9 protein-coding genes are annotated in these 13,015 nt (G+C 60.3%); 7 read left to right on the top strand and 2 right to left on the bottom strand.

The window, feature by feature from the left end:
* Nucleotides 1-2 precede the first annotated feature (2 nt).
* From C7450_RS02010 to C7450_RS01980, 7 genes are all read left to right on the top strand, one after another.
* Nucleotides 3-1,628: a DNA cytosine methyltransferase gene (locus C7450_RS02010; protein WP_110372697.1), complete on the top strand. Its 1,626-nt coding sequence runs from the start codon at nt 3-5 to the stop codon at nt 1,626-1,628.
* Nucleotides 1,628-2,047 carry a very short patch repair endonuclease gene (locus C7450_RS02005; RefSeq protein WP_170147049.1) on the top strand — a complete coding sequence of 140 codons (420 nt, stop codon included), beginning with the start codon at nt 1,628-1,630 and terminating at the stop codon, nt 2,045-2,047. Before C7450_RS02010 ends, C7450_RS02005 begins: the two co-directional genes overlap by 1 nt.
* On the top strand, nt 2,047-3,525 hold the full coding sequence (locus C7450_RS02000) for an ATP-binding protein (RefSeq protein ID WP_110372695.1): 1,479 nt from the start codon (nt 2,047-2,049) through the stop codon (nt 3,523-3,525). Before C7450_RS02005 ends, C7450_RS02000 begins: the two co-directional genes overlap by 1 nt.
* On the top strand, nt 3,522-6,179 hold the full coding sequence (locus C7450_RS01995) for a Z1 domain-containing protein (RefSeq protein WP_110372694.1): 2,658 nt from the start codon (nt 3,522-3,524) through the stop codon (nt 6,177-6,179). The genes C7450_RS02000 and C7450_RS01995 overlap by 4 nt, the downstream gene beginning before the upstream one ends.
* Entirely contained in the window at nt 6,172-7,137 is a 966-nt protein-coding gene (locus C7450_RS01990; RefSeq protein ID WP_110372693.1) for a PD-(D/E)XK motif protein, read from the top strand. The genes C7450_RS01995 and C7450_RS01990 overlap by 8 nt, the downstream gene beginning before the upstream one ends.
* Complete coding sequence (locus tag C7450_RS01985) at nt 7,137-9,191, top strand: AIPR family protein (RefSeq protein WP_110372692.1); 2,055 nt, start codon at nt 7,137-7,139, stop codon at nt 9,189-9,191. Before C7450_RS01990 ends, C7450_RS01985 begins: the two co-directional genes overlap by 1 nt.
* A gap of 209 nt (nt 9,192-9,400) precedes the next feature.
* A complete protein-coding gene (locus tag C7450_RS01980) occupies nt 9,401-9,970 on the top strand; it encodes a hypothetical protein (RefSeq protein ID WP_110372691.1) in 570 nt (189 codons plus the stop codon).
* 221 nt (nt 9,971-10,191) lie between these two features.
* Here C7450_RS01980 and C7450_RS01975 read toward each other — a convergent pair whose 3' ends face one another.
* Together C7450_RS01975 and C7450_RS01970 are read right to left on the bottom strand one after the other, a co-directional pair.
* Nucleotides 10,192-12,690, bottom strand: coding sequence for an ATP-binding protein (locus C7450_RS01975; RefSeq protein ID WP_110372690.1), 2,499 nt, complete (start codon nt 12,688-12,690; stop codon nt 10,192-10,194).
* A complete protein-coding gene (locus tag C7450_RS01970; protein WP_110372689.1) occupies nt 12,690-12,917 on the bottom strand; it encodes a hypothetical protein in 228 nt (75 codons plus the stop codon). Before C7450_RS01970 ends, C7450_RS01975 begins: the two co-directional genes overlap by 1 nt.
* Between the last annotated feature and the right edge of the window lie 98 nt (nt 12,918-13,015).

The raw sequence follows: 13,015 nt of genomic DNA, 5'->3' as shown, positions 1-13,015 counted from the left end.
GAATGCTGGAACAGGGGGAGATTCAAACACAGACGGGATCGGCTTCGGAAGTGGCGCCGCATGACGCCGATGTCGCAGGCGAGGCGGTAACTGGATACCCTGTCATAGACGTCTTCGCCGGCCCCGGCGGACTTGGGGAAGGTTTTGCGTCGGCGCTCGACGATAAGCTGCGTCGTCGGTTCCGCAGTGTCGTGTCGATTGAACGGGACGCATTCTCACATCAAACACTCCTGCTTCGTCATTTCTTTCGCCACTTTCCTGACGGGGAGGTCCCGGAAGACTATTACGATTTTCTAGCTGGCCGTATTACGGAGGCTGAACTATTCGCTCGGCACCCTGCTGCGCATGCCCATGCCATGCGCAGCGCACTGCGAATCTCGCTCGGCCGCGAAACTCATGCAGAGGTGCGCAGCGTCATCCAGGATCGCCTCCAGGCCAACGAGCTATGGGCACTCGTCGGCGGCCCACCCTGCCAGGCATACTCTTTGGTCGGCCGTTCCCGGATGATGGGACAGCCGGGGTTCGAAAAAGACGAGCGGCATACCCTCTATCTCGAATATCTGAGAATCATCGCGGATCATCGCCCTCCTGTTTTCGTCATGGAGAACGTGAAGGGACTTCTTTCGGCGACCATCGAGGGGAAGTCGGCCATTTCCCGCATAGTGCAGGATCTCGCAAAGCCGGCCACCGCAATTTCTGACGCGCCGGCCGACCTTACCTACAAGCTCTACTCGCTTACGCAGGAAGAGGCGGCCGAGGGAGAGGTCGATCCGCGCCTGTTTCTGGTTCGAGCAGAGGATCATGGCATTCCGCAGGCGCGACATCGAATGTTCATTGTCGGCATCCGCGGTGACCTGAAAGCTCGACCGGCATTGCTCAAGAAGATGCTCGCGCCAACGCTACGGGACACAATTGGCTCTCTGCCTCCGATCCGAAGCGGGTTGTCGCGGGAAGAGGACAGTCCGACGGCGTGGCTACGAGAGATCCGCCAGATTTCGAGCATGAACATTCGTCGTGAGCTGAACGGCGCCACATATGCCGGTCCCGTTGCACGCAGCCTCAAGTTTGAAAATCTCATCGAGATGCAGTCGCCGCGCGCCACTTCTTCGACGCGCTACAGGTTCCGGCGGCCGAACCACGGCGTTCTGCGCAGCCTGTATGATGAACGGTTGCCGGTTCTGACCGCACATGAGGCTCGCAGTCACATGGCGTCCGATCTTCGCCGCTATCTATATGCTGCGACCTTTGCGCAGGAAACCGGGCGCAGTCCGAAACTTGCGGATTTTCCTGCCAATCTTCTTCCCGACCATCAAAATGTTGAGGAAGGGCGAACTGGAAAAATGTTCTCGGACCGATTCCGGGTGCAGCTTGCCGAGCAAGTGTCGACGACGATTACGTCACACATTTCGAAGGATGGCCATTACTTCATTCACTACGATCCGGCCCAGTGCCGAAGCCTGACTGTGCGCGAAGCTGCGCGCCTTCAGACTTTTCCGGACAATTATCATTTCGCAGGACCACGAACGGCACAATATCACCAGGTCGGCAATGCGGTGCCGCCGCAGTTGGCGAAACAGATTGCGGAAGTTATCGCCCAAGTGCTGGATTCCGTCCGGAGCGGACGATGATGGCAGACACGCTGACGAGCGAACGCAGAAGCTGGAACATGTCAAGGATCAGAGGCCGGGACACCGGCCCTGAACTGGTGCTGCGTTCGCTGCTGCACCGCGCGGGATTCCGCTTCCGGCTCCACGCGAAGCAGCTTCCCGGCCGCCCTGACATCATTCTCCCCAGATATCGGACTGCGATCTTCGTTCACGGCTGCTTCTGGCATCGGCATCCTGGCTGCCGGAATGCAACCACGCCCTCGACGCGCCGGGAATTCTGGCAGGCGAAGTTCGATGGCAATGTCAGCCGCGACGCTCGCAATCAAGCAGAGCTCGAAGCTGCCGGTTGGACCGTCCTGACCGTTTGGGAGTGCGAGCTTAAGGCGGATGCGGAAGGTGTTGCTCGTCGTTTGGCGAGCGATCTGCGGAAGGACGATTGATGGCGCGCGCCCACCATCTTCCGCCGAGCGCCTCCAGCCTGACGGCATCTCTCCGCGATCTCGGCTACTCGCTCGAAACTGCGATTGCCGACCTGATCGACAACAGCATCTCCGCAGACGCAACCGACATCCAAATCTTTTGCGACATGAGCCGAAGCGCTCCGGTCCTCGTCATTATCGACAATGGACGGGGCATGACGGAAGCCGAGGTGATAGCCGCCATGCGCCACGGTGCGGCGGACCCCCGCAAGAAACGTGGGCCGAAGGACTTGGGACGCTTCGGTCTTGGGCTTAAGACTGCGTCCTTCTCCCAATGCCGTCGGCTCACCGTCGTGAGCGCCGTGAGCGGCCATCGTGCCGGCGCAGAATGGGATCTCGCCCAGGTCGAGGAGGACGATGACTGGTTCATCGCCGTTCTCGAGCCGGCTGATATCGCGGCGCAGCCGTTCTTCGAAATGCTGGGCGATACCGGCACGCTGGTCATCTGGCGTGACCTCGACCGACTGTTCGAAGATGAGACCGGGCAGAAGCGGGATGAAATTGTCAACGAGAAGCTGGCCATCGTCGAACGACACCTATCGCTGGTGTTCCACCGCTTCCTCGCAGGTGAAGTGAAAGGCCGACGGAAACTGGCGATTCGCATTAACGGCCATCCGATCACACCCTTCGATCCCTTCTGCAGGAGGAATACGGCGACACAGATCCTCCCCGAGGAAACCGTCTGGGTCGATGACGTGGCGGTTTCGATGCAGCCTTACATCCTGCCTCACCACAGCAGGCTGTCCGCATCGGAGTACGACTATTATCAGGACCGCAGCGACTTCATCTCCAATCAGGGCGCTTACATCTATCGGAACGGACGATTGATGGCGTGGGGTGACTGGTTCCGACTCGTGCCCAAAGGCGAAGCGACGAAGCTCGCTCGGGTCCAGATCGATTTCCCCAACAGCCTCGACGAGGCCTGGACCATCGACATCAAAAAATCGCGCGCTCGCCCCCCGCAGGTCGTGCGGGAGCGCCTTCGCCAGATCATCACTAAGATCACCGCCCGCAGTGTGACCGTGCATCGTGGTAGGGGGCAGAAGCTGTTTCAGGAGAACCAGGCTCCGCTCTGGGAACGCTATGCCGATCACGGCGGCATCCGCTTCTCGATCAATGAACAGCATCCGCTCATCACATCGCTGAGCGAGAGGCTTTCGCCTGAGGATATGGTGTCGCTTCGCGTGCTGCTCGATTCAATCGCCGCTGCCCTGCCAGTTGAAATGATCTACTCGGATTACTCGACCCATCCGCGCGAAGTGAGCCAGACAATTGTGGACGAGAACCGGACGCTGGACCGGCTGAGGAGCCTCAAGCAGGTCCTCTACGGAGACGGCCCGGGCGACCCGAACGCTTTTCTAAATATTGTGCGCTCGACGCACCTCTTCGATGGCCAGATTGAGGCGGCCGAAAAATTCATCAGCGAGGCTTTTGCGTGAGCGCCACCACAATTACGGAAGAACGGAATATTGCCAACGCGCTTATCTCGGGTCTTGCCAATCTGACCGAGACACCGACGCGCGAACAGGTGGAGGAAAAGGCGAAGCAGATCGCCGCCATTTTCGGCTACACCGGCGATCTCCGCAACATCATCACCGAAGCGATGATCTCGGTCGATACGCGCATGGGCGCGGGTGTCTCGCTCGTCGACGTCACCGCGAAGCATGATGATCAGTGGGTCCGCAAACGCGAGGATATCACCTGGACCTATGGCGGCGCCTACGAGAATTTCCTGTTGAAGGACGGTTGGCCGCCCCGGATGGTGCAGTCCCTGAGCGACGTTACCAGCCGCATCCTGGGGCATCTCCAGGACCCCCACAGCGAGGGCACGAGCTGGAACCGCCGCGGGCTGGTCATCGGACATGTCCAGTCCGGCAAGACGGCCAACTACACCGGCCTGATCGCCCGCGCCGCCGATGCCGGCTACAAGTTTATCATCGTCATTGCCGGTATTCACAACAACCTGCGCAAGCAGACCCAGGAGCGCATCGATGAAGCCTTCATCGGGCGGTCCAGCGACCCCGAGGACCGTCGCTCCATCGGCGTCGGCCTCGACCTCGGCTATCCTCATCCTGCAACGCTCACCAACATCAACGAGGATTTCAACAAGAACACCGCGGCAAAGAGCGGCTGGAAAATCAACGATTTCTCAAAGCCGATCATCCTCATCATCAAGAAGAATGTCACGACGCTGACGGCCCTCCACAAGTGGCTGAAGGCGCTTGACGCCGAAGGCGACGGCCGGATTTCCGACGTGCCGATGCTACTGATTGACGACGAGGCCGACAATGCCTCGATCAACACCAACAAGGAGGATCTCGACCCGACCCGCACGAACGCCATGATCCGGCGCATCCTCGGGCTGTTCGCGAAATCCTGCTACGTTGGCTACACGGCGACTCCGTTCGCCAACATCTTCATCAATCCCGATGCCTATGACGATGACGTGCGCGAGGAGCTGTTCCCGCGCGACTTCATCTACTGCCTCGACGCGCCGACGACCTATTTCGGTGCGGAGAAGGTCTTCCTCGACGACGAGACCAGCCAGTCGATCGTGAAGCCGATCGACGACTGCGAGGACTTCCTCCCTTACAGGCATAAACGTGACGACCCCGTCCCGGAGCTGCCGCCCAGCCTCTACCACGCCCTCGACGAGTTCATCGTCGCGCGTGCCATCCGCAACCTGCGCGGGCAGACCGGCAAGCACTGCTCGATGATGATCAACGTGTCGCGGTTCGTGCCGGTGCAGCAGGCCGTGCGCGATTTCCTCAGCCTGCGCGAGAAGAAGATCAGGGAGGCGGTCCGGACCAACTATCTGATGCCGGAATCTGTTTCCTCGGCGAATGTGTACATGCAGGGTCTGAAACAGGCGTTCGACGCCGAATATGCTGATGCGGGCTTCACTTGGTCCGAGGTAAAGGCGACGCTCAATAGCGCGTTCGATCAGCTCCATCTCTACGTCATCAACAGTAAGAGCGACGAGGTTCTCGACTACACCCGGTACGAGAAGGAGGGCGTCGGTCTGACCGCGATTGCCGTCGGCGGGCTCAGCTTGTCACGCGGCCTGACCATCGAAGGTCTGACCGTCAGCTACATGTATCGCAACACCAAGATGTACGACACGCTCATGCAGATGGGCCGTTGGTTCGGCTACCGTCCGGGCTTCGAGGACCTCTGCCGCGTCCACCTCTCGCGCGACTCCATCAATTGGTACTCGCATATCGCTGAGGCCGCGGAGGAACTCACCCAGCAAGTCAAGCGGATGAGGCGCGACGGACTTAGCCCGAAGGATTTCGGTCTGTATGTCCGTTCGCACCCGGACAGCCTGCTGATCACCGCTACCAATAAGATGCGGTCCGGCCAGGAGGTCACGGTCGAACAGAGCTTCAGCGGGCGGTTGCGGGAGAGCTACGTCGTCTCGACCGATCCGGAGGTGAACGCTCGGAACTTCGAGCTTATCGCCGAGCACTGGCGCGGCGGCTTCGGAGGGCATCCGGAGGAGGCCACCGAAAAGGGCGTCATCTTCCGCGACGTTCCGATTGCGGTGGTCGAGGATTTCCTGACCCGGTTCGAGTGTCACTCGACCTTCACTGGCATAAAATCGGACGTGTTGAACTACCTCGAACGGATCGCGGAAAAGCGTCCGCTGACCGACGTGCTGCTAATCTCTCCCTCGGGCGTACCCGGCGAGAAACCCTTTACCCTGAGAAACCAGGTGCGCGTCGTCGGCAAGGATCAGCCGAACGGAACCGCGTGGCGCTTGAACAAGGATCGCGTCGCCTCCCGCGGCGACGAGAAGCTCGGGCTCGACGATGCACAGCGGGAGGAAGCGGAGGCGCTAGCCGGCGATGAGGATGGAACCGGAGCGGTGTCCGACACGCATTATCGGATGGTCCGGAACAGACCGCTCCTCATGATCCACAGCCTCGAACCCAGGGACGAGTCTGTGACGGGGCCGATCGCCGCTTTTGGCGTGAGCTTTCCCTACGGAGACTATTCGACCACCATCAACGTGGTCGTGAATAAAGTCTGGCTCCAGCAGATGCAGGGCTACGGCGATGACCCGGACGAGGAGGAAGACTACGATGTCTGAGTCCTCGCCTTGGGATGACATCGCGGTTCCCGGCGCGGACTTCAACGTCCGCCAAGTGCCTGGCGAAACCGCCGTGCCTTGCTTCTGGGGACGGGACACGACTGGCGCCTGTCTGTTCATTGTGGAGCTTCAGGGCGACCACACCGACCAGTTCCGGAAGAATGCGGTCACGGTGCATGGCATTGAAGTCGATCTTCGCGGAGGCGAATCGGGACGGCAGCGCCTTGTCCTCACCCTTGAGAAACAGGTCGATCGCGATCTTTTCGAGGGGCTCTGCCTCACGCTCGCATCCGCGCTGGAGCGCGCCACCGACTCCGCCAGTTCGCTCGCCGTCGCGCTGGCCCATATCCGGCGCTGGAAAACCTTTCTGTCCGGTCGCAGCCAACACCTGTCGGCCGAGGAGGTCCGCGGCCTCTTCGCCGAACTCACCTTTCTTCTGGAACTGATCGAGCGGCAGGCTTCCACCACCGCAGTCGTCGAGGCCTGGCTCGGCCCGGAAAAGTCGCATCAGGATTTCATCTTCGGCAACACGGCGGTGGAGATCAAATCGCTCTCCGGCACCGAGCGCAGCACAGTCCGCATTTCTTCAGAGGATCAGCTCGAATCGCTCAATGATGAACTGTTTCTGCGCATCTACAGGCTGAGCAATCTGCCTGACGCTACGGGCGCACGATCGCTCAACGAGATCGTCGGCGCCGTGCAGACGCAGCTCGCGGAAGCGGAAGCCGTCGAGGCATTCGATCGAAAGCTGGTCGCGCACGGATATGCGCCATTACCCGACTATGACGGACCGCGCTTCGTCGTCAGCGATGTGCACAGCTATCGCGTCGGCGACGGTTTTCCTCGGCTCATGCGGTCGCAACTGCCGACCGGCATCGACAGAGTCGCATATGATATCCGGCTGGAAGCCATTGCGCCCTACGAATGCGACAACGAGGAAGCCTTCGGGGGGAACTGATGGAACAGACGGTCGAGGAGTTCTTTCACGACTTCCGTCAGGAGACGCTGGCCGACGCCGAGGCCAATAGTACCTATCAGCTTGAAGCCTTCATGGAGGCGGTCTCCACCGAGCTGATCGAAACCGGCTTCATCGAGGGATTCGAGCACTGCCACTACCGCGCTCCGCGCGGCATGCGCGTCGATGGCTATTGGTTCAATGACGAGGGCGCACTCGACATCTTCGTGGCTGACTTCGACTGCCGCCGTGAACTGGAAACCCTGACCCGAACCGACGTGGATGCGGCCTTCAAGAGGGTCGTCAACTTTTTCGAGGCAAGCCTTCAGCGCACACTGGAGCCCGACGTGACCACACCGGAATACGGTCTCGTCCGGCAGATCGCCGACCGCCGCGCAATGCTTCGCCAAGTCAATTTCTACCTGACCTCCGAGCGGCTGCTCAGCGACCGCTTCCAGGCGTTTCCGGATGGCGAGGTGGGCGGTATCCGTGCCACCTACCACATCTGGGACATGGCGCGGTTCCAGCGCCAGCGCAGCTCGCGCGGCCACAAGGAGCCGCTCAATATCGATTTTGTGGAGCTGTTCGGGAACGGCATCAACTGCCTGCCCGCCAATCTCGGCTCGGACTCTTATCAATCCTACCTGATCGTTATGCCGGCCAATATCCTCGCCGCGCTCTACGACAGATACAGCGCCCGCCTGCTGGAGCAGAATGTGCGGACGTTCCTCCAGGCCCGCGCGCAAGTGAACAAGGGCATCCGCGCAACCATTCTCAATGAACCGCAGATGTTCTTCGCCTATAACAACGGCATCACCGCGACGGCGCAGGAGGTCGAGACGCGGATGACCGATACCGGGCTCCAGATCGTCCGCATGACTGATCTTCAGATCGTGAACGGCGGCCAGACAACAGCCTCACTCTTCCACACCCAGCGCCGCGACAAGGCCGACCTGTCGGGCATCTTCGTCCAGATGAAGCTGTCAGTGATCGACAGCGAGCAGAGCGAGATGGTCGTTCCCCGCATTTCGGAATATGCCAACACTCAGAACCGGGTGAACGCGGCCGACTTCTTCTCCAATCACCCCTTCCACGTCCGAATGGCCGAATTCTCGCGCCGCATCTGGGCTCCCGCTCAGCAGGGCGCGCAGCGCGAGACCAAATGGTTCTACGAGCGGGCACGCGGTCAGTATGTGGATGCGCAGTCGAAGCTGACGGCCAGCGAACAGAAGCGCTGCCGGGCGGAATATCCCAAGACGCAGATGCTCACAAAGACCGATCTCGCCAAGTTCGAGAACGTCTTCGACGATCACCCCCGATGGGTGAACCTTGGCAGCCAGAAGAACTTCGCCCGTTATGCCCTCAGGATCGGTAAGGAATGGGAAAAGTCGTCGGACGCCTTCAACGAATTGTATTTCCGTCGGGCGATTGCGCGGGGCATTCTGTTTCGCGCGACCGAGAGGCTCGTTTCCGCGCAGTCCTGGTACAATGGCGGCTACCGCGCGAACATCGTAGCCTACACGCTTTCCATGCTCGGAGAGATTACGAAGCGTCGGAAAACAACGCCGGATTATCAAAGAATATGGGCCGCTCAAGGGGTGGACGAAGTGCTTTCACAGGCGCTGGCTACCATTGCGACGGCCGTGAACGAGGATATCATCCGCCCGCCACAGGGCATCTCGAACATCTCCGAATGGTGCAAGAGGGAGGGTTGCTGGACACGGTTGTTCGAACAGGCCGACGACATCGCCGAGCTTCTGCCCGAGGAGTTCTGGGCCGCACTCGCGTCCGTCGAGGATAACCGGCACGAAGCGAAGACCGCACGGCAGACTCAGAAAATCGACAACGGGATCGAGGTGCAGAAGCAGGTTTTCGAAGTGCCGACGGCACATTGGTCCCTCATTCTGAAGGAAGGCACAAGCCGTCGGCTTTTGACGCCGAAGGAGATGGGTATACTCAAGATTGCGGAGCAGATGCCCACAAAGATCCCTACGGAAAAGCAGAGTGCTGTCCTTATGGAAATCCTCGGCAAGGCTCAGCATGAGGGGATACTCTAACCAGCAAACGACATCTTGGGGTACAAACAGAGAAACGGCATTTTGTGATGAAATGTGGAATTCTGATCATAGGCTCACTTCTCTGGGACTCTGAGACAGACGGGCGGGTAAACTGGCGAAACACGCGGCTGGACATCGGCAGGCGTATGCCGGTGAAAGCGCCGATATATTATGGCCGTAGATCACGTTCGCGCGGGAATACCTTTACGATGACCCTTCGATCGGACGACCCTTCCGGCGTGGCGATTCTGGTGCCCTGTCAGCTTGAGATCGAAACGATCGATGACTTGGTGGTCGAGGCTGGTGCGCTATGGAAGGCCGAGGCGCCCACATCTGCGCCCGGCGCGATCGGGAGCGGTTGGGGATGTGTGGGTGCACTACTCGGGAGCGATAAAGCTAGAAAGTTATTGGCCGCTCACTGGAGTAATCATTTCCGGGAAGTAGGCGCAAAAGGTCTTTCGATCGTGAAACCTGACGGGCATCTGGATATCGGATGGCCGAGCGGTGCGGCCGGCGAAGTGCTGGATATCGACATCATCCTGGCAACCGCGACGGTTCCAGACGCTCGGCTGCCTACAGTAGATGCCGTTGCCGATGCGTGGATAGACCAGGATGGCGGTCATGAGCGCTATTTCCTGGAAAATGTGCGTCACGGTATCCGCACCGAAGCCGATCTCGAAATCTGGAGCCACGTCGAAAGGGCGGCGCCATGCTGGTTAACTACTGATACATATAGCGATGTCATCACGATGTTGCGTAGCGAAATGCTGGAAGCTTAACGCCTTTCAGAAAGCGCCTTCCCCTGCGGTCACGCCTTTCGTCTCGACCGCTCCCCCTGCGGGCATGTGCCTCAACGCCCTGCTATAGTGCTGATCCTCTGCAGCCATCGCCGCTCGACAGTTAGGCATCCGCGGAGATATTGGCCGTTCTTCACTAAACGCGCATCTACATCTACCGCTCGGGCCCGCCGCGCAATAGTCTGAGGAAACCGGCACGCCGGCTACCATTGTCCCAGATTCCGATACCATTTCCGCTCGGGCGGCGTCTTGGACGTATCATCGTACCGAAAGCATTCGGCGAGGTCGTCCACGGATTGCAGCACGCCGAGCAGCACATGGGCGTTGATCGGTGTGCCGCCGCCTGTCTCATAGTGACTGACGTAGTTCGCGATAATCGCAGGGACATGCTGGTTGCGGAAATCCGTCTTCTGTTGCGCGCTCAGTACGATTCTGCCGGCGCTGTCGAAAAGGTCGATGGCCGATGAGATGGCGTCGAGAGCATTCCCGACAGTCTTGTTGTCGCTGCGGATGGCATAGTCGGGCGGCACCGGAATCTTCAGCTTGGAGATGATCTGCGACAACTTGAACTCCAGATACTGCCGCACGAACGGCTGGCCGATGTCCACCTGCCCGGCCTGAAGATGCGTCGTCGCCAGATTCTTGAGCCGGTTCGCATCGAGCTGGCTGGCGTACACGTTCCCCGTCGGGGCGGCACCTTGCAGGCGCTGGTGGTGCCAGCCCACCTGTTCGCTCGCTGTCTTGTCGAAATACTTCTCCAAAAGCGTGTCGTGGCTGAGCACGATGAATTGCAGGCCGTCGGCTGCCGCTGAAGCCTGCAACTTGGTGCGCAATGCCTCCATCAAGGCGAACTGGTGGCCGCCATCGAAGCTGGAGGTTATGTCGTCGAGCACCATGAATCGGGCGGGACCGCTCTGCTTGACCGCCGCCGCGAAGAAGATCGAGCCGGCTATGGCGTTCCGGTAGCTCTCGGACAGGACGGCCCGTGCCGAGATGCCGGCCTCGCCGTAGAAGTTCTCCAGCTTCAGATCCACGTCTTCGCTGTCCGCCGACCGCTCCAGTTTGGGCCGCATATCCACGCCGCCCCGCACCAGACCCCGAAACAGGTCTTGATAGCTCGCCTCAATCGCGTTGATGCGCTGGGTCGCCAGCCGACTCTCCGCCTCACCCACGGTCTTGGCGGCGGCGCCGATGAAGGTTTGCCACCGCTCTCGCCATTTCTTGTGCGACCGCCAGGCGCTTGCTTCCTTTGCCGCTGTTCGATGTCCAAGGATGGCTTCACGGAAGCGGCTTCCGGCTTCGAGTTGCTGGGTCAGTGCGACAAGCGACGGCGGCAATTCGGCCTGAAGCTCCTGTTCCCGCTTCTGCGCGGTCTCAAGTGCGGTCTTTCGCTCCTCTTCGAGCGGCTGCGCGTTATCGACCGCTTCCCGCAGACGACCCTCAGTCAGGCGGTTTTCGTTCGCCAACTGTCGGATGCTCGCCCGGTGCTTCTTGTCGTCCGCGACGGTCAGGGCGGCGCAACTTTCCAGCTTGTTGAGCCAATCCAGCCAGACGCTGGCGGTCACGGCCTGCTTGACTTCTTCGCCGAGTTGGTCCGCCTCACGATAGCGCTCAAGCAGCCGTTCCATCCGCGTGGCAATGGGCTCTTCGATATGCGTGTCGCAGACGGGGCATTGGTGAGGATCGCTATAGTCCGCTTCCTCGACCACGCCCTTGGCGGCCTCGAAAAGGTCCTGCCGGCTCTTGCTGCCGGCGAGCGCGACCGCCGCGTCATGACGGCGTGCCAGGTCGAGCAGCGTCCCGATGTCGGCCGCCGCTTCCGGCGTGGGCGCGCTCTGGGAAAGCGCCTCGATATTGCGCAACACCTTCTGATACTCGGCCTTCGCGGGACCGCCCTCCGCCGCGACGATGGCGGCGCGGGCGGCATCCATGTCCACCGTCAGGATGTCTTTTCCGGCGAAGACTGGCGCGAGCGTTGGAATGGCAGCCAGTGCGGCCGTGATTTCCGCGACCCGCTGCACTTCTGCCGACAGGTCCTGGATTGCCGTTCCCGTCACGGCCTCATAAGCCGACAACGCCGCAGCCCGATGATCCCGCACGAGCTTTTCGGCGGCTTCAAGCTTCGCCTTCAACGCGGCCATCTGGAAATCGGTGTTGAAAGCCCGTGTGTTGCTCGCCTGATCGAACCGTTGGCGGAGGTGCGCGAAGCGGGCCAGTCCGATCAAGGAGGAGAAGGTGCGCCCCCGATCGAGGGGCGAATCGTCGATAAAGCGCGTGAATTTGGCGTAATCCACGACCGTGAAATCTTCGGCCAACGCGGCGAGGAAAGCTTCGGGATCGGCATGTCCTGTCGGGCTCGTCACGGTGCGCTGACCTGCGGCCGTGCGCTGGACGACGATTTCGACCGCCGCTGTGCCGTCGTCCGGTGTAAACTCCAAGGAGATGGAGCCGACCCCGCCCGTATGGAAGCGATTCACATAGTATGTCTCCGGCCGCTCGCTCCGCTGGAGCCCGTCGAGCTTGGGCAACTTGTCGAAGATGGCGTAGCTGATGGCCTCGAACAGCGAGGTCTTGCCGATGCCGTTCTGGGCATAGATGGAATTGACCGCGTCTGGCTTGAAGCGAAGGGTGAGCGGATCTCCCTCGTTCTTGATGCCTCGAAACCCTTCAACGCCGAGCTTGGTCAGGTAGTAACGGGGCATCACTCGCCCCCCTGAGAGTCTATCTCCGCCTGCGCGGCGGCCTCCAAGGCTTCAAGGACCTTCTGATTGAAATCCCGCCGCGCGTTGTTGTCGCCAGCTTCCAGGATGGCGAGGTTATCGAAGAGGATTTTGACGCACTCGGCATCAACTGTCTCGAGATGCACCTTCAGCCGGCCGATGTTTGTCGACCAGTCCTCATCGAGTGAAAAATCAAAACTGCCCGACATACTGATGCCCCCCCGAGCGATCGCCCACAGCCACAATATACAACCGCTGCAATTTGCTCAATTGAAGTAGAAGATCGGCAAGGCTCCAGATCTTGACG

The organism is Chelatococcus asaccharovorans, from assembly GCF_003201475.1.
Lineage (GTDB): Bacteria > Pseudomonadota > Alphaproteobacteria > Rhizobiales > Beijerinckiaceae > Chelatococcus > Chelatococcus asaccharovorans.
The sequence above is the reverse complement of the archived record's forward strand: the minus strand, read 5'-3'. Positions and strand labels throughout refer to the sequence as shown.

Coding starts and splice junctions, on each gene's coding strand:
- C7450_RS02010 (WP_110372697.1), top strand. CDS start 3: ATGCTGGAACAGGGGGAGATTCAAACACAGACGGGATCGGCTTCGGAA.
- C7450_RS02005 (WP_170147049.1), top strand. CDS start 1,628: ATGGCAGACACGCTGACGAGCGAACGCAGAAGCTGGAACATGTCAAGG.
- C7450_RS02000 (WP_110372695.1), top strand. CDS start 2,047: ATGGCGCGCGCCCACCATCTTCCGCCGAGCGCCTCCAGCCTGACGGCA.
- C7450_RS01990 (WP_110372693.1), top strand. CDS start 6,172: ATGTCTGAGTCCTCGCCTTGGGATGACATCGCGGTTCCCGGCGCGGAC.
- C7450_RS01985 (WP_110372692.1), top strand. CDS start 7,137: ATGGAACAGACGGTCGAGGAGTTCTTTCACGACTTCCGTCAGGAGACG.
- C7450_RS01980 (WP_110372691.1), top strand. CDS start 9,401: ATGACCCTTCGATCGGACGACCCTTCCGGCGTGGCGATTCTGGTGCCC.
- C7450_RS01975 (WP_110372690.1), bottom strand. CDS start 12,690: ATGCCCCGTTACTACCTGACCAAGCTCGGCGTTGAAGGGTTTCGAGGC.
- C7450_RS01970 (WP_110372689.1), bottom strand. CDS start 12,917: ATGTCGGGCAGTTTTGATTTTTCACTCGATGAGGACTGGTCGACAAAC.